Below are 24,338 nucleotides of genomic sequence, written 5' to 3' on the forward strand. Positions count from 1 at the left end.
CACAGCACGGCTGCAGGCGGGTCCGCTCCTGACCAGTTGAGCGCGCGGAGGAGACCCGGGAGTCCCCGGAGCAGCGGCCGACCCGCGAGGGGTGGGCGGTCAGCCGACGCGGCGGGAGGCGCGGCGCTGGGCGAGCTCGTCGCCCGGGTCGACCGACTGGTGGTCGAGCTCGACGAGGCTCGACTCGACCTCGCGGAGGACCTTGCCGACGGCGATGCCGAAGACGCCCTGGCCGCGGCTGAGCAGGTCGATGACCTCGTCGTTCGAGGTGCAGAGGTAGACGCTCGCGCCGTCGCTCATCAGGGTCGTCTGCGCGAGGTCGTCGACCCCGGACTCGCGGAGCTGGTTGACCGCCGTGCGGATCTGCTGGAGCGAGATCCCGGTGTCGAGCAGGCGCTTGACCAGCTTCAGCACGAGGATGTCGCGGAAGCCGTAGAGGCGCTGCGTGCCGGAGCCGGACGCGCCGCGCACGGTGGGCTCGACGAGCTCGGTCCGCGCCCAGTAGTCGAGCTGACGGTAGGTGATCCCCGCGGCGCGCGCCGCGACGGCCCCGCGGTAGCCCGCGTCGGCGTCGAGCTCGGGCAGTCCGTCGGTGAACAGGACGAGGTCGCGCTGGCCGCTGACGTCGCGGCTGACTTCTCTCATCCCTGTGCCTCTCGGATCCGGACGCCGGATCCTCCGAACGCGCTCCCTACCGTACCGACCGGCGCAGGCCGAGTAAACGACATCGGCCTCGGCGCCGCGGCGTGTCGCACGGGCCGCCCGTCGGCCGGCGGCGCGGCCCTCACGAGCGGGCGATCCGCGAGAGGGCGCTGCGCACCATCGCCCCGCGGATCGTGCCCAGCTGGGTCGCGAGCCCCACCGCGTTCTCGGCAGCACCGGCGGAGCCGGACGCCTCTCCGCGGCGGGCGCTGGAGGCGACGACGCTCTCGATGAGCGACATCTCGCGCTCGACGGCGACGCGGAGCGGTCGGAGGTGACGGGGCTCGATACCCGATCGGCCGAGGTCGACGAGCGCCTTGAGCGTCGTCACGGCCTCGTCCCCGAACACGTCGCCGCCCCGCACGAGCCCGGCGGCGATGGCCTCCTGGACGAGAGCGGGCGTGGCACCGGACTCGGCCGCGAGGCCCTCGCGGGTCAAGCGCGTGGCGGGGCCGAGGAGCGAGGCGCTCGGACCCCCGACACCGGCCGGCAGGGCGGGCTCGCGCCCGGCGTCGATGTCGTCGAGGTACCCGCGGATGACCTTGAGGGGGAGGTAGTGGTCGCGCTGCAGCGCGAGGATCATCCGGAGCCGCTCGACGTCGGAGCCCGAGAACTTGCGGTAGCCGGAGTCGGTGCGGGCCGGCGAGACGAGCCCCTGCTCCTCGAGGAAGCGCAGCTTGGACGGGGTGACGTCCGGGAATTCAGTGGTCAGCCTGGCCAGCACCTGCCCGATGCTCAGCAGAGCGGCGGAGCCGGTGGGGAGGGCGCGCGCGGAGGAGCGGCCCACGGCTCACGCGTCCGGAGCGGCGACGAGGTCGGCGCGGGACGCGTAGAAGGTGAGTCGGAACTTGCCGACCTGCACCTCGGAGCCGTCGGTGAGGATCGCGGACTCGATCCGGACCCCGTCGAAGTAGGTGCCGTTCAGGGAGCCGAGGTCGTGGACCTCGAACGCTGTGCCCCGGCGGACGAACTCGGCGTGCCGGCGCGAGACCGTGACGTCGTCGAGGAAGATGCCCGCATCGGGGTGACGGCCGACCGTCGTGGAGTCGGTGTCGAGGAGGAAGCGGGCGCCGGTGTTCGGTCCGCGGCGCACGACCAGCAGCGCGGATCCCGAGGGCAGAGCCCCGACGGCCTCGGCCTCCTCGCGGGACGCGCGGTTGTCGAGAGCGGCGAGCTGGGCGCCGATGTCGTCGGTGAACGTCAGAGTCGTCTCCGTCGACGGCTCACCGGGAACGGAATTGTGCTGGGCGGATGATGCTCCACCGACGGGCTCGACCAAGACGTACCTCCTATCAGGTCAGCGTATCCGAATCGTGACCCTCGTCGGACCCCTGAGCACCTGTGCGGACCCCCAGGACGAGGTCCCGCGTCTGGACGGCGTAGACGATCCCGGCCCACCAGTAGAGGAACGCGCCCCACAGCGCGAAGGCCCAGGCGATGGGGAGCGAGGCGGGCGCGAGAGCCGGGAACGCCTGCCCCAGCATGATCAGCGGGAGCGCGTAGAAGAGGCAGAAGGTCGCGAATTTCCCCAGGTGGTGCACGGGAAGCGGTCCGTAGCCGTTGTTCGCCAGGACGACCGCCAGGACCACGAGCATCAGGTCGCGGGCGAGCAGCACGGCGACCAGCCACCAGGGCACCAGTCCGCGGGCCGCGAGGCCCAGCACGGTGGCGAAGATGTAGAGGCGGTCGGCGGCCGGATCGAGGACGCGGCCGAGGCGCGTCATCTGGTCGAAGCGGCGCGCGATCCAGCCGTCGAGGTAGTCGGTGAGGCTCGAGACGACGAGAGTCAGGAGCGCGAGCGCGTCCTCGCCGAGGACCACGAGCACGAGGAACACCGGCACCAGCGCGAGACGCACCATGCTGAGGACGTTCGGGACCGTCCAGATCCGGTCCTCACCGGTGCGCGCCATGCGCCCAGCCTAGGCGGGGCGCACGGCGGCGTGGTCAGCGCTTGTCGCGCCAGACCCGCTCGAACGGCAGGCGCCAGGCGTGCGGCGCGATCAGCTGGTGGATGGCGTTCGGCCCCCAGGAGCCGGGCGCGTAGAGACGGACGGGCGGCGGATCCTGCAGGAGCGGCGCGGAGACCTCCCAGAGCCGCTCGATGCCCTCCGCGGTGGTGAACAGCGTGTGGTCTCCGCGCATCGCGTCGAGGATCAGGCGCTCGTAGGCCTCGAGCGCGTCGCCCGCGCGGTCGGTCTCCTGGAGCGCGAACTGCATGCTCAGCTTGTCGAGCCGCATGCCGGGACCGGGGCGCTTCCCGTAGAACGAGAGCGAGACCTTCGAGGCGTCCGCCAGGTCGAAGGTGAGGTGGTCCGGGCCGTGGGCACCGACTCCGGAGCCCTGCGGGAACATGCTCTTCGGGGGCTCGCGGAACGCGATCGAGATGATGCGCTGGCCCTCGGCCATCCGCTTGCCGGTGCGGAGGTAGAACGGCACTCCCGCCCAGCGCCAGTTGTCGATCTCGCACTTCAGCGCGACGAAGGTGTCGGTCTCGGAGTCGGCGGCGACGCCCGGCTCGTCGCGGTAGCCGATGTACTGGCCGCGCACCACGTTCTCGGGGTTCAGCGGACGCATCGAGCGGAAGACCTTGTTCTTCTCCTCGCTGATGGCCTGGGGCTCCAGCGCGGTCGGCGGCTCCATCGCCATGAACGCCAGCACCTGGAAGAGGTGGGTGACGACCATGTCCTTGTAGGCGCCGGTGGACTCGTAGAACTCGGCGCGACGGTCAAGCGTGAGGCGCTCGGGGATGTCGATCTGGACGTGATCGATGAAGTTGCGGTTCCAGATGGGCTCGAAGAGGCCGTTGGCGAAGCGGAAGGCGAGGATGTTCTGCGCCGGCTCCTTGCCGAGGAAGTGGTCGATCCGGAAGATCTGCTCCTCGCTGAAGGTCTCGTGGAGCTCCGCGTTGAGGACGACCGCGCTCTCGAGGTCGACGCCGAACGGCTTCTCCATGATGATCCGCGAGCGCTCGACCAGCCCGGCCTCGGCGAGCATCCGCACGACGGAGAGAGCTGCCCTGGGCGGGACGCTGAGGTAGTGCAGCCGGCTCACGTCCGGGCCGAGGACCGCCTCGGCGTCGGTCACGGCGGCGGCCAGCGCGGCCGGACCGGCGGACTGCGGGACGTAGCGGAGCTTGGACGCGAACTCGTCCCACTGCGCCGGCGTCAGGGAGCGGCTCCCGAACTCGTCGTAGGCCAGCTTCGCGAAGGCGCGGAACGAGGCGTCGTCGTGCTCCTCGAGCGAGGTGCCGACGATCTGCAGGTCCGGTGCGAGGGAGGAGAGCGCGAGGTGGGCCATCCCCGGGATGAGCTTGCGCCGGGCCAGGTCGCCGACGGCGCCGAACAGCACGACGACATGGGGTGCCGCCTGCTCGGTCTGGACGGCGGGAGCGGGGGGTGCGGTTGTCACGGTCACCCCTCGATCATTCCAGTTCGGATAGTGACGCAGGCGTCATGTGCTCGATACGCACCGCCGCTAAGGTCTCTCCCGTGCATCCGTTCTCCGACGCGTCCGCCGCGACCGCAGCACCCGCCTCCGCCACCGCCCCCTCCTCCGCCGACGGGACGACCGCGCCTCCGCTCGACGAGAGGATCCGCGCCGACGTCCACCTGCTGGGCGAGCTGCTCGGCCAGGTGCTCCGCGAGTCGGGCGAGCCCTCCCTCTACGAGGACGTGGAGCGCCTGCGCGCGCTCACGATCAGCGCCTACGACAGCGGCGACGCCGCCGGGACCGCGGAGGCGGAGGAGTTCGTCGCCTCGCTCACGCTCGAGCGCGCCGAGGAGGTCGCCCGGGCGTTCACCTGCTACTTCCACCTCGTCAACGTGGCGGAGGAGTTCCACCGCGTCCGCGTGCTGCGCCGGCGCGAGGCCGACGCCGGCGCGCAGTCGCCCGAGGACTCGATCCTCGCCTCGATGCGCCGGCTGACCGGGGAGCTCGGGGAGGACGAGGCGTTCGCGCGCCTGTCCCGACTGGAGTTCCGCCCGGTCCTCACGGCGCACCCGACCGAGGCGCGCCGCCGCGCAGTGGCCTCGACCATCCGCCGCATCAGCGACCTGCTCGAGCAGCGCGACGACCCGCGCATGGGCGGCGTCGTGCTGGTGGAGATCCGCCGCAAGCTGCTGGCCGAGGTCGACACGCTGTGGCGCACCGCTCCGCTGCGCGAGTCCAAGCCCACTCCCCTCGACGAGGTGCGCACCGCGATGAGCGTCTTCGACGAGTCGCTGTTCTCGGTGCTCCCCCGCGTCTACCGCCGCCTCGACGACGCTCTGCTCGGCGAGGGCTCGGGCACCCGGGCTCCGGTCGCACCGGCCTTCGTCCGCCTGGGCACCTGGATCGGCGGCGACCGCGACGGCAATCCCTTCGTCACCGCCGAGACGACCCTCGCTGCGGTGGACATCGCCTCCGAGCACGTCCTCATGGGCCTCGAGCGGGTCGCCCGCCGCGTGGGCCGCGCGCTGACCCTCGACGCGTCGACCACTCCCCCGTCGGCCGCCGTCGAGGCGCTCTGGGCCTCCTGCGTCGAGCGGGCTCCCGAGCTCGCCGCCGACATCGCCGAGCGCTCGCCCAACGAGGCGCACCGCCGCGTCCTGCTCTTCGCGGCCGAGCGCCTGGCGGCGACCCGCTCCGAGGGGCCGCTGGCCTACTCCGCCGCCGCCGAGCTGCTGGGCGAGCTGCGCACCCTCCAGGAGTCCCTGGTCGAGGCCGAGGACGTCCGCGCCGCCTACGGCGACCTCCAGGACTTCGTCTGGCAGCTCGAGACCTTCGGCTTCCACCTGGCCGAGATCGAGGTGCGCCAGCACTCGAAGGTGCACCGCGAGACGATCGCCGCGATCCGCGTCGGCGAGGAGCTCGACGAGCGCGGCCTCGAGGTCCTGTCGGTGTTCCGGGCGATCGCGAAGGTCCAGGAGCGCTTCGGCACCGACGCGGCGAGGCGGTACATCGTCTCCTTCACGCAGTCGGCCGACGACCTGCGGACGGTCTTCGAACTGGCCGAGGCGGCGACCGACGGCAAGCCGCCGATCATCGACGCGGTCCCGCTCTTCGAGACCTTCGCCGACCTCGACGCCTCGACCGACATCCTCGCCGAGATGATCCGCCTCCCCCAGGTGCAGGCGCGCCTCGCGGCCACCGGCAACCGGCTCGAGGTGATGCTCGGCTACTCCGACTCGTCGAAGGACGTCGGACCGGTCTCGGCGACGCTCGCGCTCTACGACGCGCAGGCGCGCATCGCGCAGTGGGCGGCCGACGAGGGCATCGTGCTCACGCTGTTCCACGGGCGCGGCGGAGCGCTCGGCCGCGGCGGCGGGCCGGCCAACCGGGCCGTCCTCGCGCAGCCGCCCGGATCGGTGGACGGCCGCTTCAAGCTGACGGAGCAGGGCGAGGTCATCTTCGCCCGCTACGGCAACCCGGACATCGCCACCCGGCACATCGAGCAGGTGGCGGGAGCGACGCTGCTCGCCTCCTCCCCCGCGGTCGGCGAGCGCAACGCGGGCGCCGCGGAGCGCTTCGCCGAGGTGGCGGCGACGATGGACCGCGAGTCGCGCCGCCGCTTCTTCGAGCTCGTGAAGGCCGACGGCTTCGCGCCGTGGTTCGCCCGGGTCACCCCGCAGGAGGAGGTGGGCCTGCTCGCCCTCGGCTCGCGTCCGGCCCGCCGCGGCCTCTCCGTCGAGTCGCTCGAGGACCTGCGAGCGATCCCGTGGGTCTTCGCCTGGACCCAGGCCCGCGTCAACCTGACCGGCTGGTTCGGGCTGGGCAGCGCGCTCGAGGCCGTCGGCGACCTCGACCTGCTCCGCGAGGCCTACGCCTCCTGGCCGCTGTTCACGACGATGGTCGACAACGTCGAGATGTCGCTCGCGAAGACCGACGAGGGCATCGCCCGCCGGTACCTCGCCCTCGACTCCCGCGACGACCTCGCCGGACTCGTGCTCGACGAGATGGCGCTCACCCGCCGGTGGGTGCTCTCGATCACCGGCGAGGAGAGCCTGCTCACGGGCCACCGCGTGCTCGGCCGTGCCGTGCGCCTGCGCACCCCGTACGTCAACGCGCTCTCGCTCCTGCAGCTGCGCGCACTGAAGGCGCTCCGCACCGACCCGGGCGGATCCGGGACGGAGCAGAACCAGCGGCTGCTCCTGCTCGCGGTCAACGGAGTCGCGGCGGGGCTGCAGAACACCGGCTGATCCCGGCTCGGAACGACGGAACCCCCGGCGGCCTCACGGCTGCCGGGGGTTCTCGTGCGTCTGCGGGCGCCTCCCGCCTGCGGAGCGGATCGAAGCGCCGCGCGGATCAGGCCTGCGGAGCGGCGCCGGCCTCCTGAGCGGCCTTCGCATCCTCGTACTGGCGGCGCACCTCGACCATGTCGAGGCCGCGGACCTGCTCGATCAGGTTGTCGAGCGCGGGGGCGGGCAGGGCGCCGGGCTGAGCCATCAGCGGGATGCCGTCGCGGTACACCACGAGGGTGGGGATGGAGGAGATGCCGTAGCTCGCCGCGAGCTGCTGCTGGTCCTCCGTGTCGACCTTCGCGAACGTGATGTCGGCGTTCTTCTCGCTCGTGGCCTCGAAGACCGGAGCGAACTGCTTGCACGGGCCGCACCAGTCGGCCCAGAAGTCGATGAGGACGATGCCGTCGGCGATCGTCTGGTCGTGGGAGTCGAGGGTCATCGCAGTCGTAGCCATGGGGGATGCAACCGGGTGCCCCCGCGGCCTATTCCCGGGCGGGATCGAGGAGGTCGAGCAGCGAGCGCGGACCGACCACGGCGGCCCCGAGCGCCTCGACGCGGGCGGCCAGTCCCCGGTCGGCCGTGACGACGACCGCGGTCTCGAGCGCGCCGACCAGCTCGACGATCGCGTCGTCGCCCGAGCCGTCGGCCGCGTGGACCGTGAGCCGCTCCGTGAGAGCGCCCGCCTCCGGACGGGCGGCGCGCGCCACTCCCTCGAGCACCACGGCGATGCGCGGCCAGACCGTGTCGGCGTCGATCCCCAGGAGACGGCCGGGGACGCCTGCCCCCGCGAGGCGGGCCAGGGAGGCGAGGAGGCGCTCCGCGGCGCCGGCGCGGTCGCGCCACCAGCCGTCGGGGCGTGAGCCGACCACGTTGGCGGCGTCCACGACGAGCACCGGGATCGAGGAGCCGAGCGCGCGCAGACCCGGCCAGGCCGCTCCGAAGCCCGGGTGCAGCGGCAGGGAGGCGACGTCCTCGGGGGCGACCCAGCGCAGCTCGGTGCTCTCGGCGTCGCTGATGCGGGGAGTGAAGTGCTCGCGGGACTCGGCCAGGACGGTGGAGTAGCTCCACGGGCCGATCACGACGACGCTGGAGAGCACGGGCAGGATCAGGTCGGCGGGGACGCCCGCCTCCTCCTCCGACTCCCGGAGGGCCGCCTCGAAGGCCGTCTCCTCGGGGTGACGGGCGCCGCCGGGCAGCCCCCAGGTGTCCCCGAAATGGCTCCAGCTGACGCGGTGCTGGAGCAGGACGCGTCCCGACGGATCGCGCAGGAGGAGGCCGGCGGCGCCGAAGCGCCCCCAGAAGCGGCGTCCGTCGCCGATCTCGACCCAGCCGTCGCCGAGCGACGCGTCGAAGGGGTGGCGCGGGAGCACGGCGTCCGCGCCGGGGTCCTCGCTGGTCATGCCCTCCAGCCTCCCACACCGCGCCCGCCGCGCCCGACCCCGACGGGCTGGCAGAATCGGACGATGCGCCGCTCGAGACCCCTCCGCCTCGCGACGCTCGCCTGGCTCGCGCTGATCGCCCTGATCACGCTGACGCCCGCGCCCTACCCTGCCGGGGAGCCCAACGCGCTGATCCGCGGGATCATCGCGTTCCTCGCCTCCACGCCGCTCACCGGCTGGTTCGACTTCGACGTGGCGGAGTTCACCGCGAACGTGCTGCTCTTCGTGCCGCTCGGTGCGCTGATCGCCGCGCAGCTGCCGGCGGGGCGCCGCCTGTGGGCCGCCGCCATCGGGCTCGCCGTGTCGGCGGCCGTCGAGACCGCGCAGCTGCTGTGGCTGCCGACCCGCGTCTCCGACGTGCAGGACCTGGTCTCGAACGGCAGCGGCTCCCTGATCGGCGCCCTGCTGACGATCGCGCTGCTCCGCTTCTCCCCCCGCCGCCGCTCCCGGAAGGACCGCACCGCCCATGCCCGCTGAGACCCTCGTCGTCCTCGACCGACCCTCCCTCGACGCCGAGGCCCACTCGCCGGGAGGACCCGCGCACCGCATCGATCCGAGCGGGCGCGGCGATCTGGACGTCACCGACCTCGGCTTCACCCGCGGCGACGGCGTGTTCGAGACGATCAACCTGGTCGACGGACGGCTGCAGGCGCTCGACGCGCACCTGGACCGCTTCGAGCGCTCGGCCCGGATGCTCGACCTGCCCCGGCCGGACCGGGCCGCCTGGCTCGAGGCGATCGGAGCGGCGGTGGCCGCGCACCCGCCCGTCGCGGAGGCGATGGTGAAGACGATCCTGACCCGCGGCGTCGAGGAAGGCGGGCGGCCCACCGGCGTCGTCTTCGTGCAGACCAGCCCGGACTTCGGCCCGGCCCGCCGCGACGGCGTGCGCGTGGTGCTCCTGGACCGCGGGCTGCGCTCCGACGTGCAGTCGACGTCCCCCTGGCTGCTCGCCGGCGCGAAGACGCTCTCGTACGCGGTGAACCGTGCGGCCGCGCGGGAGGCCGCCCGGCGCGGTGCCGACGACGCCCTGTTCGTGTCGAGCGACGGCTACCTGCTCGAGGGGCCGACCTCGAACCTCGTGCTGCTGGCGGGCGGGGAGCTCGTGACTCCTCCGCCGAGCCTCGGGCTGCTGCCCGGCACCACGCAGGCCGACCTGTTCGTGCTCGCGCCGGGCCTCGGCCTCGGGACGGCGGTGCGTCCGCTGCGCGCGGGCGATCTGGAGGCGGCGGACGCGGCGTGGCTGGTCTCGAGCGCGCGCAACGCCGCTCCCGTCCGCGCCGTCGACGGGACCGACCGCCGGGTCGACGCCGACCTCTCGGCCCGGATCAACGCCGCGCTGCTCGCCCGCTGAGACTCCGATCCTCCCCCGTGGGACGCCCCGCGCCGAGCGCGGACGGCGTCCCGGAGGAGAGAGCGCTCAGGAGAGGCCGTCGACGTCCGCGGGGCCGCGGCTGATCAGTCCGCCGCGGACGTGCTCGACGGTGGGGTCGAGCTGGACCGGCTCGCGCTCGTCCGCCGCCTCGTCGTTGATCACGGCCGACACGATGCCGCGCCAGTCGGTGCCCTCGGCCACGGCGTCCTCGGAGCCGACGCGGCGCGTGACGAACACGGCCTCCGACTCCTCGCCCGCGTGCGAGATGACGGCGAGGACGCCGACGGTGCGACCGCCCGGGTGCTCGATCCGCCACTCCTCGTGCCCGGACGGGACGAGCGAGAACTCCAGGCCCGCGTGCGGGAAGCCGGTGGGGCGCAGCTCGGACGGGGATCCGCTCTGCGGAGGCGCGCCGCGGGTGGGGACCCCGGTGCCCTCGCCGCTCGTCGTGCTCATGCCGACGTCGCCGCGGGTTCCGCCGGCTCCGGAGCTGTCGTTCGCCGCGACCATGCGGTCGTCGCCGCTCCGCAGCGCGTCGTCCGCTCCGGTGTAGATGCTGTCGTCTCGGTTCATGGGAACCTCCTTGTCGGCGGCCAGTGTAGGACCGCGGGGTGGGTGGCGAGCGGGCGCCGTTCGTAGACTGGGGGGATGCAGATCCCGGTGACCGGTGCCGTGCGGGTGGACGCGTGGCTCTGGGCGGTGCGCATCTACAAGACGCGCTCCGCCGCGACGACCGCGGCCCGAGCGGGCCACATCCGCGTCAACGGCGAGCGGGCCAAGGCGGCGCAGACCGTGCGGGTCGGCGACGAGGTCCGCGCCCGGATCGGCGGCTTCGACCGGGAGCTGATCGTCCGCGGACTCGTGGTCAAGCGGGTCGGTGCGCCGGTGGCCGCCGAGTGCATGGAGGACCGGACGCCCCCGCCGCCACCCCGGGAGTCCGCGCCGGGCGTGATCGTCCGTGACCGCGGAGCGGGCCGCCCGACGAAGCGCGACCGGCGCGACATCGAGCGCCTCCGCGGATTCTGACCGCGCGACCCGGCAGCGGCCTCAGGGGGCGAGCGCGCGCAGGCGCTCCAGGAGCCCCTCCGCCGCCTCGTCGAGGAACCGCTGCTGCAGCTCGTCGCCGACCTGGACGAGGGCGATGTCGGTGAAGCCCGCCTCGATGTAGGGCACGAAGCTCTGGGCGAGCTCGTCGAGGTCGGGGCCGCAGGCGATCTGCTCGGCGACGTCCTCCGGGCGAACGAACTGGCTCGCTCCGGCGAAGCCGGCGGGGGTCGGCAGATCGGAGTTGACCGCCCAGCCGCCGGCGAACCAGCGGAACTGCTCGTGGGCCAGCGCCACTCCCTGCTCCTTGTCCGGCGCCCAGCAGATCGGGATCTGGCCGATCGTGCGCGAGGGGGCGGCGTCCGCACCGCGGACCGCGGTCCACTGCGAGATCAGCTCCGCGTCGGGCTCGGTCGTGATGAGGTGGTCGCCGATCGGCGCGAAGCGGGCGATCGACTTCTCCCCCGAGACCGCCAGGCCGATCTCGACCGGCGTGTCCGGCAGGTCCCAGATGCGGGCGGAGTCGACGCGGAAGTACTCGCCCTCCCAGGTCACCAGCTCGCCGGTGTGCAGCTCGCGGATGAGGTGGACGGCCTCCTCGAGCATGTCCTGGCGCACGGCGACCGAGGGCCAGCCCTCGCCGACGACGTGCTCGTTGAGGTTCTCGCCCGAGCCGAGGCCGAGCGTGAAGCGGTCGTCGGAGAGGATCGCGAGCGTCGCGGCCTTCTGCGCGACCACGGCCGGGTGGTAGCGGATGGTCGGCGCGGTGACGTAGGTCGTGAGGTCGATGGTCGACGTGGCCTGCGCGACCGCTCCGAGCAGCGTCCAGGCGTAGGAGGCGTGCCCCTGCTCGGTCAGCCACGGCGAGTAGTGGTCGCTCGAGACCGCGAACTCGAAGCCGAGCCTCTCGGCGTCGACCGCGTAGCCCACCAGCTGCTTGGGTCCGCTCTGCTCGGTCATCAGGGTGTATCCGAATCGCACCATGGTCCGTCCTCGTTCCGCTCGTCGTGGGATGCCCGGGGGCACGTCCCATGGTGGGCGGGGCGCCGGATGCGCGCTAACCCCTTGCCCCGGTCGCGAGCGGCGGCTAGCGCGGCGTCAGACGAAGCGGATGCGGTTCTGCACGCGGGTGCGGACCTCGAACGACTCGCCGTACCCGCCGAGCCGCGGGTCGTCCGTGCCGGAGCGCAGCAGCTGCGGCAGCAGCGAGCGGCGGATGACGACGGCGCCCTGGTGCCTGCCGCGCTCGACCTGCTCGAACGGCTGCTCCAGCGCGTCGTCCGGCACGACCACGACGCTCGTCGAGAAGCGGACGCCCAGCTCGCGGCCGAGACGGCGCGCGGCCTTCGCGAGCGAGGCGATCGGCTTCTCGTCCTCGGCGATCCCGGGGCCCTCGAGCTCGCCCTTCCTCAGGCGGACCGGATCGCCCCAGTCGGCGGAGGTCAGCGCGAGCAGGCCGGCCGGCCCGAGCACGAGGTGGTCGATCTTGAGCCCGCCGTCGCCGACCGCGACGTCGTTCCAGATCGTGTAGGCGATGCCGAGCGCGCCGACGAGCGCGGCCGTCGCCTCCTCGGCCTGAGCCTTCGCGAGCCAGGAGCGGACCTCGCGAGGAGCGGAGCGGACGATCGCCGGGTCGAAGGGGTCCTCGGTCTCGACGCCGCGGCCGAGCCACTCGCGCACCAGGCGCAGGTAGTACTCGCGCGCCGCGCCTCCCGGGTGACCGTAGGAGCGGGCGCGCACGGCCGAGGCGGTCTGCGGGCGCGGTGAGCCGGTGTACGGCGACTGCGGGGAGGACCTCCCGGGGGCGGGAGCACCTCGGTCGTAGTCGCCGCGGGCGGAGGCGCTGCCGATCCGCTCCCAGGCGAGCTGCACCGCGTGGAACGACGCGGCGTCGCCTCCCGTGTCCGGATGGGTCTCGCGGAGGCGGAGCCGGTACGCCCGGCGGAGCTCATCGTCGGACGCGGTGGCGGCGACGCCCAGCACCTCGTAGGGGGTGCGGGCGGCGTGGCTGTCGGGCATGTGCTTCCGGGAGGGTCGGGGCGGGGGGTTCCGAGTGTATCGACGCGGGCCGGGAGCACGGTGGGAGCGCGCACCGCGTCGGCTCGGAACGCGCCGAGCGCCCAGCGGGGGAACGGGCGCCCGGCGGGGGTCAGTGCGCGAGCAGCTCGCGCACCCGCGGGATGACCTGCGTGCCGTAGAGCTCGATGTTGCGCATGATCGCCGGGTGCGGCAGCGTCCCGGCGCTGTACTTGAGGTCGAAGCGGTCGATGCCCAGGGCCTCGACCGTTCGCGCGATCTTCCGGGCGACCGTCTCGGGCGAGCCGAGGTGGATGGCGCCGTCGGGGCCGGCCTCCTCCTCGAAGCGCTCGCGGGTCATCGGGGACCAGCCGCGCTCGCGGCCGATGGCGTCCATCATCGCCTTGTGGTGCGGGAAGTACAGCTCGCGCGCCTCCTCGTCGGTGTCGGCGACGAAGCCGGGCGAGTGCACGGCGACCGGGAGGCGGGGCTGCTCGAGCTGGTCGAGCGCGCGGCCGAAGAGGTCGACGTAGGGGCGGAAGCGGGCCGGCGAGCCGCCGATGATCGCCAGGACGAGCGGGAAGCCGTACCGGGCGGCGCGGACGACCGACTCGGGGCTGCCGCCGACGCCGATCCAGGTGCGGAGAGTGCCGTTGTCGAGGGTCGGGTAGACGCTCTGCTCGGTGAGCGCGGGGCGGGTCGTGCCCTGCCAGGTGACCGGGCCGCCCTGGATCAGAGCGTGGAAGAGGTCGAGCTTCTCCTCGAAGAGGACCTCGTACTGCGCGAGGTCGTAGCCGAAGAGCGGGAAGGACTCGGTGAAGGAGCCGCGGCCGAGGATGACCTCGGCCCGGCCGCCGGAGAGTCCGTCGAGGGTGGCGAAGCGCTGGTAGACGCGCACCGGGTCGTCGGAGGAGAGGACCGTCACGGCGGAGCCGAGGTGGATGCGCTCGGTGCGGGCCGCGATGGCGGCGAGCACGACGTCCGGTGCGCTCACGGCGAAGTCGGCGCGGTGGTGCTCGCCGATCCCGAAGAAGTCGATGCCGACCCGGTCGGCCAGGACTCCCTCCTCGACCACGTCGCGGAGGACCTGGCCGTGCGGCAGCGGGGCGCCGTCGGGGCCGGCGGTGACGTCGCCGAACGTGTCGACGCCGAACTTGACTTCATGCATACTCATGGACTTCTGCAACCTCCGGGGGTCGACGGCTATTCCTGCGGGCGGGGTCCGACGTCCCCGGGCAGGAGCGCGTCGGAAGAGACGATCCCCGCCTCGAGCGCCGGCTCGCGGTAGGCGCGCCCGAGCGAGGCGACGGTGTCGTGCGCGTTCAGGCCGCTCGGGTTCGGCAGCACCCAGAGCGGCGCGCCCGCCACGTCCTCCTCCTGCCTGCCCTGCACCGCCCTGCGGCGTCCGAACGCGATCCGGTAGGCGGTGATGCCGACCACCGCGACGGCCCGGGGTCGCACCCGCTCCACGGTGGCGACCAGCCGCTGAGCGCCCTCGCGCAGCTCCTCCGCGGTCAGCTCGTCGGCGCGGGCGGTCGCCCGGGAGGCGAGATTGGTGATGCCGACGCCGCGGGAGACGAGCTCCGCGCGGTCCGCAGCGCTCATCCCCTCGGACACGCGCGGCGCGCGCTCGAGGATCCCGGCCGCGACGAGCGCCGGGTAGAAGCGGTTGCCGGGGTGGGCGAAGTGCGCGCCGGTGGCGGCGGTCCACAGTCCCGGGTTGATGCCGACGAAGAGGAGCCGGACGTCGTCGCCCAGCAGGTCCTCGACGGTGCGGTCCTGGAACGCTGCGAGCTCGGCGCGGGTGAACGGCATGCGACCATCCTGCCGCGGCGCAAGTCCTCTCGGCACGGGGTCGCCGGTGTCAGCATGGAGGCATGACGAACGCATCCCAGGACCACCCGATCCAGCACGGCAGCGACGACGCGCAGCTCGACGAGAAGCTGCGCGGCGTGCTGCTGCAGGTCGCCGGCGACGCCGAGCTGCGACCGGAGGAGGACGTCGAGACCCTGCTGCGCCAGCGCCTGCGCGACACGCGGATCTCGATCTCGGACGAGGCGATCCCGGGACTCGCCAAGCGCATCCCCGGCCTCATGCAGCGCGGGGGCGGCGACGTGAACCCCGGGGCGCACTAGCCCCCAGGGACGGGCGCGGGCCGGGCGGCCGCTCGGACCCGCGCCGGCCCGCGCTACTCGGGGACCGCCGGGCCCTTGCGGTGGTGGTCGAACACCAGGCTCGTGCGCGTCGAGGCTACCGCCGGGTTCGCCGAGAGGTTCGAGACCACGAAGTCCCGCACGTCGCTGGAGTCGCGGACCGCGACGTGGATGATGAAGTCCTCCGAGCCGCCGAGGAAGAACACCTGCACCACCTCGGGCAGCGCGCGGATCTCCTCCGCGAAGCGCGTGATCGCCTGGCGCTGGCCGACGCGGATGCTGACGCTGATCAGCGCCTGCAGGGTCAGGCCGAGCGCCGCCGGGTCGAGCTCGGCGGTGAAGCCGGTGATGACGCCGCGCTCGACGAGGCCCCGGACGCGTGCGACGCAGGTCGACGGGGCGATGCCGGCGCGCTCGGCGAGCCGGCTGTTGGGCGTCCGCGCGTCGGCGCGGAGGAGGCGCACCAGGGTCCGATCGACCGGATCCAGGTCGTCGAGGTCGTGCAGATCCTTCGGTGGCATGCGCCCGCTCCCTCACTCCGCCGACGAACCTTCGGCCCGTGCGGTGACTTCCGACCGATCCTGCGGAGTTCCTCCGCTCCGGGCACGATCTTCGCACGATGGGGGCAGAGCCGGTGCAGGATCGGCGCCCACCGCCCGCCCCGCGGGCCGCAGCGAAGGAGCCGCCGTGCGCGTCGGGATCCCCACCGAGATCAAGAACAACGAGAACCGGGTCGCCGCCACTCCGGCCGGCGTCCACGAGCTGGTGCGCCGCGGCCACGAGGTCCTCGTCGAGGCCGGCGCGGGCCTGGGCTCGCGCGTGTCGGACGACGACTTCCGCCGCGCCGGCGCCCGCGTCGTCGACGGGCCCGACGAGGTCTGGGGCGAGTCCGAGCTGGTCCTCAAGGTCAAGGAGCCGATCGAGGCCGAGTACCCGCGGATGCGCCGCGACCAGGTGCTCTTCACCTACCTCCACCTCGCCGCCTCCCGCCCGTGCACCGATGCGCTGCTCGCGGCGGGGACGACCTCCATCGCCTACGAGACGGTCCAGCTGGACGACCGGCGGCTGCCGCTGCTCTCGCCGATGAGCGAGGTCGCCGGGCGCCTGTCGATCACGGTCGGCGCCTACCACCTCATGAGTGCCGTCGGCGGACGGGGCACGCTACTCGGCGGGGTCCCCGGCACTCCGAAGGCGAAGGTCGTCGTGATCGGCGGCGGCACGGCCGGCGAGCACGCCGCGGCGAACGCCCTCGGCATGGGGGCCGACGTCACGATCGTCGACCTCTCGCTCCCCCGCCTTGCGCAGCTCGAGAACCGCTTCCAGGGCGCGATCCAGACCCGCGCCTCCTCGGCCTACGAGATCGCCGCGCAGCTGGCCGACGCCGACCTCGTGATCGGATCCGTCCTCATCCCGGGCGCCAAGGCGCCCAAGCTGGTGACCGACGAGATGGTCGCCACGATGAAGCCGGGCTCGGTGCTGGTCGACATCGCGATCGACCAGGGCGGCTGCTTCGAGGGCTCGCGTCCGACCACGCACGACGACCCGGTGTTCCCCGTGCACCGGAGCGTCTACTACTGCGTCGCGAACATGCCCGGCGCCGTCCCCGAGACCTCGACCCGCGCGCTCACCAACGCGACGCTCCCCTACGCGCTCGCGCTGGCCGACCGCGGGTGGCGGGCCGCCCTGGCCGCCGACCCGGCGCTCGCCCGCGGCCTGAGCACCCACGACGGCCGGGTGACGAACACCGCCGTCGCCGCGGCCTTCGACCTCCCGGCCGTGCCGGTGGAGTCGCTGCTGCTCTAGGCGCCCGCGGGCGCGAGGCCGAGCCCCCCGAGGATCTCGGCGATCTCCTCCTCCGGAGCGCCGCCCACGTCGACCGTGACGTAGAGCTCGTCGTCGCCGAGGGGCTCGAGCGCCTCGAACTGCGAGTCGAGCAGCGTGGTCGGCATGAAGTGGCCGACCCGCGAGGCGAGCCGCCCGGCGATACGGTCTCTCGATCCCGCGAGGTGCGCGAAGACGAGGTCGTCGCGGCGCAGGACGTCGCGGTAGCGGCGGCGCAGGGCAGAGCAGGTCACGACGACCGAGCCGCCCGCGGCGATCCGCTGGTCCACCACGCGGGCGATCTCGGCCAGCCAGGGCGCCCGGTCCTCGTCGGTCAGCGGGATGCCGGCGTGCATCTTGTCGACATTCGCCTGCGGGTGCAGGTCGTCCCCCTCGAGGAACTCCCAGCCCAGTCGGCGCGCCAGGAGCGACGCGACGGTCGACTTGCCGCTGCCGGAGACGCCCATGACGACGACGGCGCGGACGGGGACGGTGGGAAGAGCGGTCATCAGATACCTCCTACGAAGAGACCGATCAGGAGGACCCCGGCGAGCCCGGTCACCGAGACCAGGCACTCCATCACGGTCCAGGTCTTGAGCGTCTGGCCGATGCTGAGCCCGAGGTACTCCTTCACCAGCCAGAACCCGGCGTCGTTGACGTGCGACAGGAACACCGAGCCGGCGCCGATCGCGAGCACCATGAGGGCGACCATCGGCCCGTCCATGGTCTCGGTCAGCGGCTGGAGGATCCCTGCGGCGGTCACGGTGGCGACGGTCGCGGAGCCGGTGGCGACGCGGATCACGACGGCCACGAGCCAGGCGAGCAGCAGCGCCGAGGCGCCGCTCCCCTCCGCGAGCTGGGCGACCACCCCGCCGATCCCGGTGTCGACGAGGACCTGCTTGAAACCGCCGCCCGCGCCGACGATGAGCAGGATGCCCGCGATCGGCGGCAGCGAGCTCGAGAGCGAGGCCTGCAGCTCGGTGCGGTTCATCCGGCCGCCGCGGCCGAGCAGGACCAGACCGGCCAGGAGCGCGATCCCCAGCGCGATGGTCGGCGTGCCGAGGAAGTCGAGGGCGCCCTTCCAGGCGTCCGTGGAGCCCGGGGCCGCGATGTCGGCGATCGCCTTGCCCAGCATCAGCACGACCGGCAGCAGGATGCTCGCGACGGCGGCGGCGAAGCCCGGGCGGTGCTCGCGCGTCTCGCTCGCGCCCTCGCCGAAGAGCGGCGGCGTCTCCACCGGCGCCCAGCGGGCGGCGACCCGGCCGAAGAGCGGGCCGGCGACGACGACGGTGGGGATCGCGACCAGGACGCCGAACGCGAGGGTCACGCCGAGGTTCGCGCCGAGTGCGTCGATCGCGACCAGCGGTCCGGGGTGGGGCGGGACGAGGCCGTGCATCACCGAGAGGCCGGCGAGCGTCGGGATCGCCACCTTCATCAGCGGCAGACCGCTCCGGCGGGCGACCAGGATCACGACCGGGATCAGCAGCACGAGCCCGACCTCGAAGAACATCGGCAGCCCGATCAGCGCGCCGACGAAGCCCATCATCCAGGGCAGCGCGCGAGTGCTCGAGCGGGCGATGAGGGTGTCCACGATGCGGTCCGCGCCGCCCGAGTCGGCGAGGAGCTTGCCGTACATCGCGCCGAGGCCGATGAGGATGCCGACGCCGCCCATGGTGTTGCCGAACCCCAGCGCGAAGCTGGCGACCGCGTCCGCCGCCGCCAGCCCCGCGATCAGGCCCGTCGTCAGCGCTCCGATCAGCAGGGAGACGAAGGGGTGCAGCTTCAGCCAGGTGATCAGCACGACGATCACGGCGATGCCGACGACGGCGGCGAGGATCAGCTGCCCCTGCCCGGCGGTGGTGGCGGGGGCGTCCCCGGCGGCGGCGCGGAGGGCGGGGAGGAGGGTCGGTGTCATGAGCGTCCTTGGTCGAGCCGACGGCCAGCGGCCGGCTTTTGTCCGACATAACCTGCGTGTGTCCCGATCATGCCCGAAGATCGGCCGGGACGCGACTCCGGCGATGGCAGGATGACCGCATGCCCGCGCCGACGCCCTCGCTGCACCACTCGGTGCTGGACGAGCTCGGCTCGCAGATCGTGCGCGGCGAGCTCGCGCCGGGCACCACCTTCAGCGCCGACGAGCGTGCGGAACGGCGCGGGGTCTCCCGCTCGGTGATGCGGGAGGCGGTGCGCGTCCTCGAGACGCTCGGGCTCGTGACGTCCCGCCGCCGCGCGGGGACGCGGGTCCAGCCTCCGGAGTGCTGGAACGCCCTGGACACGCGGGTCGTCGCGTGGGGACTGGACGGCCCGGACCGGCGGCGCCAGCTGCACCAGCTCAGCGAGCTCCGACTCGGGGTGGAGCCGCTCGCCGCCCGGCTCGCCGCGGCGAACGCGACCGAGGAGCAGCGGCGGGCGCTCACGGAGGCGGGCGATGCCCTCTCCACCCACTCCCGTGCAGCCGACCAGTCCGCCTACCTCGCCGCCGACACCGCCTTCCACCGCTCCCTCCTGGCCGCGTCCGGCAACCTGATGCTCGCGCAGCTGGGCGATCTGGTCGCCGAGGTCCTCGCCGGCCGCACCCGCAACGCGCTCATGCCGCGCGAGGCCGACTCCACCGCGGTGCGGCTGCACCGGGCGGTGGCCGCCGCCGTCGCCTCGGGCGACGCGGACGCTGCGGAGGCCGCGATGCGGGCGATCGTCGAGGAGTCGGACCGGGCGGTCCAGGAGAGCTGACGGGGTTGCACGCCCGCAGCGCCGCGCGCACAGTGGAGCGCATGGTCGAGGGATACACGTCCGCGCAGGTGCGGGCCGCCGAGGCTCCGCACCTGGCCCGGCGGGAGCCGCTGATGCAGCGCGCCGCCGACGGCCTCGCCCGCGAGCTTCGCCTCGTGCTCGCCGGGCGCTCCGACCGCTCCCGTCCGGGCTCGGTGCTCGTCCTGGTCGGTCCGGGCGACAACGGCGGTGACGCGCTCTACGCGGCCGCCGAGCTCTCCTCCTCCGGAACCGACGTCGTCCTCGTCCTCACGGCCGAGCGGGTGCACCGCCGGGGCCTCGCCGTGGCGCTCGACGAGGGCTGCGGGCAGGTGCCGGCCGACGACGCGCCCGGCCTCGCCGCGGCGGTGGCGCGGGCGGATGTCCTGGTCGACGGGATCCTCGGCATCGGAGCGAAGGAGCCCGCGCTGCGGGGGCGGCCGCGCGTCGTCGTCGAGGCGGTGCTCGACGCGCTGGAGCGGCGGGCCGAGCGCCCGGTGGTCGTCGCGGTCGACCTGCCGAGCGGAATCCATCCCGACGACGGGTCGGTCCCCGATCCCACCGTGCTGCGCGCCGATGTGACGGTCGCCTTCGGCGCGATCAAGGCCGGTCTGCTGCTGCCTCCGGGCGACTCCTACGCGGGCCGTCTGCGCCTGGTCGACATCGGCCTCGGCCCGGACCTGGCCGGAGTGGAGCCCGCGGTCCGCGAGTGAGCGAGCGGCTCAGGAGGGAGCGAGGAGGTGCGCCTTCTCGGGGTGCTGCTCGAACCACTGCCCGACGTACCAGCACATCGGCACGACGCTCCGCCCGCCGGCGGCCTCGATGTCGGCGACGGCGAAGGAGACGAGCTCCCCTGCGAGCCCGCGGCCGCGGAAGGGCGGGGTCGTGAAGGAGCGGACGAGGGAGACGCTGCCGGGCGCCTCGCGGTAGTCGAGGACGCCCACCAGGGCGCCGTCGAGGTGGAGCTCGTAGCGCGACGCGTCGTCCGCCCGGCGGAAGTCCTTGGCCATGCCTCCAGAGTAGGACGGCCCGGACGGATCAGGCCTCGTCGCCGAGCATCTCGCCGTCGACGTAGAGCCAGCGCCCGTCCTCGCGCAGGAAGCGGCTGCGCTCGTGTACGAGGCCGGGGCCGGCGGGCGAGCGGTAGGAGGCGCGGAACTCGACCAGGCCCTCCTCGTCGCCCTCCCCGCCGAACGAGATGTCGACGATCTGGAGCCGGCGCCACTGGACGTCGGGATCGAGGTCGATGCGGCGCGGCCGGGTCGAGGGGTGCCAGCTCGCGAGCAGGTAGGGGGCGCTGCCGAGGACGTTCGCGCTGTAGCGGCTGCGCATCAGGCGCTCCGCCGTCGGCGAGGGCTCCTCGCCGAGGTGGGCGGGGCGGCAGCAGTCGGCGTAGTGGCGGCGGCTTCCGCAGGGGCAGGAGTCGGCGGGATGCATCCGGCCAGTGTGGCAGGCGATGCGGCGCCCCCGGCCCGGCGAGGCTCCGGCGAGCGCCGTGACTCCCCGGACCGTCCAGGTGTGCATCCCCTCCATATCCGCTCCGCCGCCTTGAGGGTGCCGCCGGATCCCGGCAACGTGGCCCCCTCATCGACCACGGACGGAAGGAACGACCCGATGCTCACGCTCACCGACAACGCCAGCACCGTCGTCAAGACCATCACCGGGCAGACCGAGACCCCCGTCGAGGGAGGCCTGCGCATCAGCGGCACCGATCTCGACGCCCGGAACTTCGCTGTCGCGGTCGCCGCGGCCCCCGAGACGACGGACGCCGTCGTGGAGCAGGACGGAGCGCGCGTGTTCCTCGACGTCGCCGCCTCCGTCGCTCTCGGCGACAAGGTCCTCGACGCGCAGGTGGACGAGGGCGGCTCCGTCAGCTTCGGGATCGCTCCCCAGGACTGACCCCGTCGACATCGGAGGCCGCCCCCACCGCAGTGCGGGAGGGCGGCCTCCGTCGTCCCAGGATCAGGAGAGGATGTCGCGGGTGGTGAAGCGGCCGATCGCGAGGGACCCGAACACGGCGACGTAGGCGAGCTGGAGCAGCGCGTTCTCGCCGAAGGAGCTCCACGCGATCGGGTTGCGCAGGAGGTCGGCGAAGTCGAACCACCGGTCGGTCAGCAGGAACGGGTGGAGGGCGTCCAGCTGCGAGAGCGAGCCGACGATCTGCGCCGCGATGGAGACGACGACGGTGGCCGCCATGGCGCCGACCGGCACATCGGTCAGCGTCGAGATGAAGAGGCCGATCGCCGAGAGCCCGACCAGCGAGAGCGCCGCGTACACGGCGATCGCCAGGGCCCGGCCGATCGCGTCGCCGAGCGGGACGGTGCTGCCGGAGAGGAGCGTCACCGGTCCCGCCGGGAAGAGCGCCAGGCCGATCAGGATCCCGACCACCATGACGGTGAGTGCTGCGGCGAGGCAGAAGGCGAGGGAGGCGGCGAACTTCACCGCGAGCAGCCGCACGCGGCCGACGGGGCTGACCAGCAGGTAGCGCAGCGTCCCGAGCGAGGCCTCGCCCGCGATCGCGTCGCCGGCGACGACCCCGACCGTGAGCGGGAGGAACAGCGGGACGGCGACCGTGATGGCCGCGAAGCCGGTGAAGAGGCCGTTGCCGGCGATCGCGCCCACGAAGGAGGGCCCGCCTCCGTCGCCGCCCGAGAGCCGCACCGCGACGGCGAGCAGGATCGGGATGGCGGCCAGGGCCGCGAGCAGCGCCCAGGTGCGGCGCCGGCGGAAGAGCAGAGCGAGCTCGGAGGCGAGCAGGGACCCGATCCCCGCGCGGCGGACGGTCGCGTCAGCGCTCGACATCGAAGCCCTCCCCGGTCAGCTCGACGAAGCGCTCCTCGAGCGAGGGGCGGCGGACGGCGAACCCGCGGACGCGGACGTCGGCCCGCACGAGGTCGGCGACCAGCGTCTCGGCCTCGAGCCCGGGCGGCAGTGCGGCGACGACCAGCGGCGGATCGGCGGGGTGCGGGCCCGGCGCGGTGTGCGGCTCCAGACCCCGGGTGTGCAGGGCCACGATCGCGCGCTCGCGGTCGGGCGTCAGCAGCTCGACCGAGGCGGCGTCCCCGCGCAGCTCGTCGAGCCCGCCCTGGGCGACGAGGCGCCCGGTGCGCATGACGGCGGCGTGGGTGCAGAGCTGCTCGATCTCGGCGAGGAGGTGGCTGGAGACGAGGACGGTCGTGCCGTCCTGGTTCAGTCCGCGCACGAGAGCGCGGACCTCGCGGGTGCCCTGCGGATCGAGGCCGTTCGTGGGCTCGTCCAGCACGATCAGGTCGCGCGGCGAGAGCAGGGCGACCGCGATGCCGAGCCGCTGCTTCATGCCCAGGGAGTAGGAGCCGACCTTCTTGCGCGCCGCGGCCGAGAGACCGACGCGGGCGAGGGCCTCCTTCGCACGGGTGTCGCGGGTGCGGGACGAGGTGCCCGCCTCCGCGGCGTCGAAGCGCCGGAGGTTGGCCGCTCCGGAGAGGAACGGGTAGAAGCCCGGCCCCTCGACCAGCGCCCCCACCCGGGGCAGGACCTCGGCCGCGCGCCGGGGCATGGCCTGCCCGAGGACGGTGATGCTGCCCGCGGTCGGCGCGGCGAGGGCGAGCAGCATCCGGATCGTCGTGGTCTTGCCCGAGCCGTTCGGGCCGAGGAAGCCGAAGACGGCGCCGCGGGGAACGGCGAGGTCGAGACCGGAGACCGCCTCCTGGCGCCCGAAGCGCTTGGTGAGGCCCCGCGTCTCGACTGCGAGCTCGCCCGCCGTCACCGAGCGGAGGCCGCGTCGCGGAGCGTCTCGGCCGGGACCGCGCCGGCGAGGACGCGTCCGTCGTCGGTGACGAGGACGGTCAGCAGGGCGGAGGAGAGGATGCGGCCCCCGTCGACCGGAGTGGTGACCGCGTCGAGCGAGGAGAGCGCGTCGGCGTCACCGGCGGGCAGCTCGACGACGCTCGTCCAGCCGGAGCCCGTGGTGACGACGTCGGAGTGCTCGGCCGTGTCCGCAGCGGGCGCGTCGGAGGCGTCCGCCTCGTCGTCGACCGGAGCGGCCTGCTCCGTCACCTCGGCGCCGGCCGGGGGCGTGAAGGAGAAGAGGGACGCGTCGGGTGTCGAGAAGTCGATGCTCGTGTACGCGACGCTGAACGCGGGCGCGGTGCCCCCGCGGGCGGTCACTGCTACCCCGAGCGGGAGGCCCGTCTCGCCGTCGACCGAGACGGTCACGGAGCCCACGAGGGTGCCGCTGTCGCGGGGCGTGAGCACGAGCTCGTACGCGTCGCGCCCGGCGACGCTGACGTCCGAGCCGACCGCGACCGTGGTCGTCGGGTCGATCGCGGCGAGCAGCTGCTCAGCGGCCGACGACGGCGTCACGACCTGATCGCCCGGCGAGGCCTCGGGGGCTCCGCCCGCGGGAGGCACGAGGTGGGTGGCGGTGTTCGCGCTCGAGTCGTAGATCCAGACTCCGTCGGTCGTCGAGGCGACGACGTCGCGCTCGGCCAGCCGGTCGAGCACCTGGAGGCGCGCGCCCTTCTCGGCGTCGACGTACACGCGCGCCTGGTGCGAGCCGGTGGCGAGCTCGACGAGGGAGTCGGTGGGGTCGGCCGACGCCGAGCCGGCGGAGCCGCCGAGCGCCGAGAGGTCGGGCAGGCCGAAGTCCGAGGTCTGCTGGATCTCGCCGGAGAACGCCGTGGCGTCGCTCTCGGCGACGAAGGCGAGGAGGTCGGCGGCGGACTTCTCGGGGAGGTCCCCCGCGGCGCTCGCCGAGAGGGGGAGGGCGACGGCCGCGGCGACGACGACCGCGGGGACGACGGCGACGGGCGTCCAGCGCTTCCAGTCAATGCTCATGCCGGGAACG

General features: G+C 73.7%; 29 protein-coding genes. 9 read left to right on the top strand and 20 right to left on the bottom strand.

Going from position 1 to position 24,338, the window contains the following annotated elements; translation table 11 throughout:
* Window positions 1-99 precede the first annotated feature (99 nt).
* From C5C55_RS06785 to zwf, 5 genes are all read right to left on the bottom strand, one after another.
* Entirely contained in the window at window positions 100-645 is a 546-nt protein-coding gene (locus C5C55_RS06785) for a MerR family transcriptional regulator (RefSeq protein WP_104222575.1), read from the bottom strand.
* A gap of 139 nt (window positions 646-784) precedes the next feature.
* Window positions 785-1,489: a MerR family transcriptional regulator gene (locus C5C55_RS06790; RefSeq protein WP_104225380.1), complete on the bottom strand. Its 705-nt coding sequence runs from the start codon at window positions 1,487-1,489 to the stop codon at window positions 785-787.
* A 3-nt stretch (window positions 1,490-1,492) separates the two neighbouring features.
* The gene (locus tag C5C55_RS06795) at window positions 1,493-1,981 is read right to left on the bottom strand and encodes an FHA domain-containing protein (RefSeq protein ID WP_104222573.1); all 489 of its coding nucleotides are present in this window, start codon (window positions 1,979-1,981) and stop codon (window positions 1,493-1,495) included.
* Between the two features lie 13 nt (window positions 1,982-1,994).
* Window positions 1,995-2,612, bottom strand: coding sequence for a CDP-alcohol phosphatidyltransferase family protein (locus C5C55_RS06800; protein ID WP_104222572.1), 618 nt, complete (start codon window positions 2,610-2,612; stop codon window positions 1,995-1,997).
* Window positions 2,613-2,646: 34 nt separating this feature from the next.
* The gene (gene zwf / locus C5C55_RS06805; RefSeq protein ID WP_104225448.1) at window positions 2,647-4,110 is read right to left on the bottom strand and encodes a glucose-6-phosphate dehydrogenase; all 1,464 of its coding nucleotides are present in this window, start codon (window positions 4,108-4,110) and stop codon (window positions 2,647-2,649) included.
* A 44-nt stretch (window positions 4,111-4,154) separates the two neighbouring features.
* Between zwf and C5C55_RS06810 the strand changes: the two genes are divergently transcribed.
* Window positions 4,155-6,878: a phosphoenolpyruvate carboxylase gene (locus C5C55_RS06810; protein ID WP_104233356.1), complete on the top strand. Its 2,724-nt coding sequence runs from the start codon at window positions 4,155-4,157 to the stop codon at window positions 6,876-6,878.
* 106 nt (window positions 6,879-6,984) lie between these two features.
* On the opposite strand, the gene trxA is transcribed toward C5C55_RS06810, so the two are convergent.
* Entirely contained in the window at window positions 6,985-7,374 is a 390-nt protein-coding gene (gene trxA / locus C5C55_RS06815) for a thioredoxin (protein WP_104233357.1), read from the bottom strand.
* Window positions 7,375-7,402: 28 nt separating this feature from the next.
* On the bottom strand, window positions 7,403-8,320 hold the full coding sequence (locus C5C55_RS06820) for an NUDIX domain-containing protein (protein ID WP_104233358.1): 918 nt from the start codon (window positions 8,318-8,320) through the stop codon (window positions 7,403-7,405).
* Window positions 8,321-8,383: 63 nt separating this feature from the next.
* On the opposite strand from C5C55_RS06820, the gene C5C55_RS06825 reads away from it, so the two are divergent.
* Window positions 8,384-8,836 (top strand): VanZ family protein, encoded by a 453-nt coding sequence (locus tag C5C55_RS06825; protein WP_104225384.1) that lies wholly within the window; start codon window positions 8,384-8,386, stop codon window positions 8,834-8,836.
* Entirely contained in the window at window positions 8,826-9,710 is an 885-nt protein-coding gene (locus C5C55_RS06830; protein WP_104233359.1) for an aminotransferase class IV, read from the top strand. Before C5C55_RS06825 ends, C5C55_RS06830 begins: the two co-directional genes overlap by 11 nt.
* 66 nt (window positions 9,711-9,776) lie before the next feature.
* Here the strand turns inward: C5C55_RS06830 and C5C55_RS06835 are convergent, their stop codons facing one another.
* Window positions 9,777-10,304 carry a hypothetical protein gene (locus C5C55_RS06835; RefSeq protein WP_104233360.1) on the bottom strand — a complete coding sequence of 176 codons (528 nt, stop codon included), beginning with the start codon at window positions 10,302-10,304 and terminating at the stop codon, window positions 9,777-9,779.
* A gap of 75 nt (window positions 10,305-10,379) precedes the next feature.
* On the opposite strand from C5C55_RS06835, the gene C5C55_RS06840 reads away from it, so the two are divergent.
* Complete coding sequence (locus C5C55_RS06840; protein ID WP_181027140.1) at window positions 10,380-10,757, top strand: RNA-binding S4 domain-containing protein; 378 nt, start codon at window positions 10,380-10,382, stop codon at window positions 10,755-10,757.
* A gap of 21 nt (window positions 10,758-10,778) precedes the next feature.
* Here C5C55_RS06840 and C5C55_RS06845 read toward each other — a convergent pair whose 3' ends face one another.
* From C5C55_RS06845 to C5C55_RS06860, 4 genes are all read right to left on the bottom strand, one after another.
* On the bottom strand, window positions 10,779-11,759 hold the full coding sequence (locus C5C55_RS06845) for a TIGR03557 family F420-dependent LLM class oxidoreductase (protein WP_104222565.1): 981 nt from the start codon (window positions 11,757-11,759) through the stop codon (window positions 10,779-10,781).
* Between the two features lie 114 nt (window positions 11,760-11,873).
* On the bottom strand, window positions 11,874-12,794 hold the full coding sequence (locus tag C5C55_RS06850) for a J domain-containing protein (RefSeq protein ID WP_104222564.1): 921 nt from the start codon (window positions 12,792-12,794) through the stop codon (window positions 11,874-11,876).
* Window positions 12,795-12,924: 130 nt separating this feature from the next.
* Window positions 12,925-13,959, bottom strand: a complete 1,035-nt coding sequence (locus C5C55_RS06855) for an LLM class flavin-dependent oxidoreductase (protein ID WP_104225389.1) — start codon at window positions 13,957-13,959, stop codon at window positions 12,925-12,927.
* 35 nt (window positions 13,960-13,994) lie between these two features.
* On the bottom strand, window positions 13,995-14,606 hold the full coding sequence (locus C5C55_RS06860) for a mismatch-specific DNA-glycosylase (protein WP_104222562.1): 612 nt from the start codon (window positions 14,604-14,606) through the stop codon (window positions 13,995-13,997).
* Window positions 14,607-14,668: 62 nt separating this feature from the next.
* Here C5C55_RS06860 and C5C55_RS06865 point away from each other — a divergent pair, with 62 nt between their 5' ends.
* Entirely contained in the window at window positions 14,669-14,926 is a 258-nt protein-coding gene (locus C5C55_RS06865) for a hypothetical protein (RefSeq protein ID WP_104222561.1), read from the top strand.
* A 53-nt stretch (window positions 14,927-14,979) separates the two neighbouring features.
* On the opposite strand, the gene C5C55_RS06870 is transcribed toward C5C55_RS06865, so the two are convergent.
* Window positions 14,980-15,465 (bottom strand): Lrp/AsnC family transcriptional regulator, encoded by a 486-nt coding sequence (locus C5C55_RS06870; RefSeq protein WP_104222560.1) that lies wholly within the window; start codon window positions 15,463-15,465, stop codon window positions 14,980-14,982.
* Window positions 15,466-15,631: 166 nt separating this feature from the next.
* Between C5C55_RS06870 and ald the strand changes: the two genes are divergently transcribed.
* On the top strand, window positions 15,632-16,747 hold the full coding sequence (ald, locus tag C5C55_RS06875) for an alanine dehydrogenase (RefSeq protein WP_104233361.1): 1,116 nt from the start codon (window positions 15,632-15,634) through the stop codon (window positions 16,745-16,747).
* Here ald and C5C55_RS06880 read toward each other — a convergent pair.
* Window positions 16,744-17,274 (bottom strand): gluconokinase, encoded by a 531-nt coding sequence (locus C5C55_RS06880; RefSeq protein ID WP_104233362.1) that lies wholly within the window; start codon window positions 17,272-17,274, stop codon window positions 16,744-16,746. The two genes, ald and C5C55_RS06880, sit on opposite strands and share 4 nt — an antisense overlap.
* Window positions 17,274-18,680, bottom strand: coding sequence for a GntP family permease (locus C5C55_RS06885; protein ID WP_104233363.1), 1,407 nt, complete (start codon window positions 18,678-18,680; stop codon window positions 17,274-17,276). The genes C5C55_RS06880 and C5C55_RS06885 overlap by 1 nt, the downstream gene beginning before the upstream one ends.
* A 119-nt stretch (window positions 18,681-18,799) precedes the next feature.
* Here C5C55_RS06885 and C5C55_RS06890 point away from each other — a divergent pair, with 119 nt between their 5' ends.
* Window positions 18,800-19,495 carry a FadR/GntR family transcriptional regulator gene (locus C5C55_RS06890; RefSeq protein ID WP_104233364.1) on the top strand — a complete coding sequence of 232 codons (696 nt, stop codon included), beginning with the start codon at window positions 18,800-18,802 and terminating at the stop codon, window positions 19,493-19,495.
* 41 nt (window positions 19,496-19,536) lie between these two features.
* Window positions 19,537-20,226 carry an NAD(P)H-hydrate epimerase gene (locus C5C55_RS06895; RefSeq protein WP_104233365.1) on the top strand — a complete coding sequence of 230 codons (690 nt, stop codon included), beginning with the start codon at window positions 19,537-19,539 and terminating at the stop codon, window positions 20,224-20,226.
* A 9-nt stretch (window positions 20,227-20,235) separates the two neighbouring features.
* Here C5C55_RS06895 and C5C55_RS06900 read toward each other — a convergent pair whose 3' ends face one another.
* Window positions 20,236-20,523, bottom strand: a complete 288-nt coding sequence (locus C5C55_RS06900) for a GNAT family N-acetyltransferase (RefSeq protein ID WP_104225396.1) — start codon at window positions 20,521-20,523, stop codon at window positions 20,236-20,238.
* Between the two features lie 28 nt (window positions 20,524-20,551).
* Complete coding sequence (locus C5C55_RS06905) at window positions 20,552-20,950, bottom strand: YchJ family protein (RefSeq protein WP_104233402.1); 399 nt, start codon at window positions 20,948-20,950, stop codon at window positions 20,552-20,554.
* Between the two features lie 177 nt (window positions 20,951-21,127).
* Between C5C55_RS06905 and C5C55_RS06910 the strand changes: the two genes are divergently transcribed.
* On the top strand, window positions 21,128-21,412 hold the full coding sequence (locus C5C55_RS06910; protein ID WP_104222553.1) for a hypothetical protein: 285 nt from the start codon (window positions 21,128-21,130) through the stop codon (window positions 21,410-21,412).
* 63 nt (window positions 21,413-21,475) lie between these two features.
* Here the strand turns inward: C5C55_RS06910 and C5C55_RS06915 are convergent, their stop codons facing one another.
* Genes C5C55_RS06915 through C5C55_RS06925 form a run of 3 tightly spaced genes read right to left on the bottom strand, consistent with a single transcriptional unit; the run spans window position 21,476 to window position 24,328 of the window.
* Window positions 21,476-22,315 carry an ABC transporter permease gene (locus C5C55_RS06915; protein WP_104233366.1) on the bottom strand — a complete coding sequence of 280 codons (840 nt, stop codon included), beginning with the start codon at window positions 22,313-22,315 and terminating at the stop codon, window positions 21,476-21,478.
* A complete protein-coding gene (locus C5C55_RS06920) occupies window positions 22,302-23,258 on the bottom strand; it encodes an ABC transporter ATP-binding protein (protein ID WP_104233367.1) in 957 nt (318 codons plus the stop codon). The genes C5C55_RS06915 and C5C55_RS06920 overlap by 14 nt, the downstream gene beginning before the upstream one ends.
* Window positions 23,255-24,328, bottom strand: coding sequence for a DUF2092 domain-containing protein (locus C5C55_RS06925; RefSeq protein WP_104233368.1), 1,074 nt, complete (start codon window positions 24,326-24,328; stop codon window positions 23,255-23,257). Before C5C55_RS06925 ends, C5C55_RS06920 begins: the two co-directional genes overlap by 4 nt.
* Window positions 24,329-24,338 lie beyond the last annotated feature (10 nt).

The organism is Rathayibacter sp. AY1C2, from assembly GCF_002931195.1.
Taxonomy (GTDB): Bacteria; Actinomycetota; Actinomycetes; order Actinomycetales; family Microbacteriaceae; genus Rathayibacter.

What these genes read in the sequence shown, in the direction of transcription:
- C5C55_RS06785 (WP_104222575.1), bottom strand. Translation starts at nt 645, where the DNA reads ATGAGAGAAGTCAGCCGCGACGTCAGCGGCCAGCGCGACCTCGTCCTG.
- C5C55_RS06800 (WP_104222572.1), bottom strand. Translation starts at nt 2,612, where the DNA reads ATGGCGCGCACCGGTGAGGACCGGATCTGGACGGTCCCGAACGTCCTC.
- C5C55_RS06810 (WP_104233356.1), top strand. Translation starts at nt 4,155, where the DNA reads ATGTGCTCGATACGCACCGCCGCTAAGGTCTCTCCCGTGCATCCGTTC.
- trxA (WP_104233357.1), bottom strand. Translation starts at nt 7,374, where the DNA reads ATGGCTACGACTGCGATGACCCTCGACTCCCACGACCAGACGATCGCC.
- C5C55_RS06820 (WP_104233358.1), bottom strand. Translation starts at nt 8,320, where the DNA reads ATGACCAGCGAGGACCCCGGCGCGGACGCCGTGCTCCCGCGCCACCCC.
- C5C55_RS06825 (WP_104225384.1), top strand. Translation starts at nt 8,384, where the DNA reads ATGCGCCGCTCGAGACCCCTCCGCCTCGCGACGCTCGCCTGGCTCGCG.
- C5C55_RS06830 (WP_104233359.1), top strand. Translation starts at nt 8,826, where the DNA reads ATGCCCGCTGAGACCCTCGTCGTCCTCGACCGACCCTCCCTCGACGCC.
- C5C55_RS06835 (WP_104233360.1), bottom strand. Translation starts at nt 10,304, where the DNA reads ATGAACCGAGACGACAGCATCTACACCGGAGCGGACGACGCGCTGCGG.
- C5C55_RS06840 (WP_181027140.1), top strand. Translation starts at nt 10,380, where the DNA reads ATGCAGATCCCGGTGACCGGTGCCGTGCGGGTGGACGCGTGGCTCTGG.
- C5C55_RS06845 (WP_104222565.1), bottom strand. Translation starts at nt 11,759, where the DNA reads ATGGTGCGATTCGGATACACCCTGATGACCGAGCAGAGCGGACCCAAG.
- C5C55_RS06850 (WP_104222564.1), bottom strand. Translation starts at nt 12,794, where the DNA reads ATGCCCGACAGCCACGCCGCCCGCACCCCCTACGAGGTGCTGGGCGTC.
- C5C55_RS06855 (WP_104225389.1), bottom strand. Translation starts at nt 13,959, where the DNA reads ATGCATGAAGTCAAGTTCGGCGTCGACACGTTCGGCGACGTCACCGCC.
- C5C55_RS06860 (WP_104222562.1), bottom strand. Translation starts at nt 14,606, where the DNA reads ATGCCGTTCACCCGCGCCGAGCTCGCAGCGTTCCAGGACCGCACCGTC.
- C5C55_RS06865 (WP_104222561.1), top strand. Translation starts at nt 14,669, where the DNA reads ATGACGAACGCATCCCAGGACCACCCGATCCAGCACGGCAGCGACGAC.
- C5C55_RS06870 (WP_104222560.1), bottom strand. Translation starts at nt 15,465, where the DNA reads ATGCCACCGAAGGATCTGCACGACCTCGACGACCTGGATCCGGTCGAT.
- C5C55_RS06880 (WP_104233362.1), bottom strand. Translation starts at nt 17,274, where the DNA reads ATGACCGCTCTTCCCACCGTCCCCGTCCGCGCCGTCGTCGTCATGGGC.
- C5C55_RS06885 (WP_104233363.1), bottom strand. Translation starts at nt 18,680, where the DNA reads ATGACACCGACCCTCCTCCCCGCCCTCCGCGCCGCCGCCGGGGACGCC.
- C5C55_RS06890 (WP_104233364.1), top strand. Translation starts at nt 18,800, where the DNA reads ATGCCCGCGCCGACGCCCTCGCTGCACCACTCGGTGCTGGACGAGCTC.
- C5C55_RS06895 (WP_104233365.1), top strand. Translation starts at nt 19,537, where the DNA reads ATGGTCGAGGGATACACGTCCGCGCAGGTGCGGGCCGCCGAGGCTCCG.
- C5C55_RS06900 (WP_104225396.1), bottom strand. Translation starts at nt 20,523, where the DNA reads ATGGCCAAGGACTTCCGCCGGGCGGACGACGCGTCGCGCTACGAGCTC.
- C5C55_RS06905 (WP_104233402.1), bottom strand. Translation starts at nt 20,950, where the DNA reads ATGCATCCCGCCGACTCCTGCCCCTGCGGAAGCCGCCGCCACTACGCC.
- C5C55_RS06910 (WP_104222553.1), top strand. Translation starts at nt 21,128, where the DNA reads ATGCTCACGCTCACCGACAACGCCAGCACCGTCGTCAAGACCATCACC.
- C5C55_RS06915 (WP_104233366.1), bottom strand. Translation starts at nt 22,315, where the DNA reads ATGTCGAGCGCTGACGCGACCGTCCGCCGCGCGGGGATCGGGTCCCTG.
- C5C55_RS06925 (WP_104233368.1), bottom strand. Translation starts at nt 24,328, where the DNA reads ATGAGCATTGACTGGAAGCGCTGGACGCCCGTCGCCGTCGTCCCCGCG.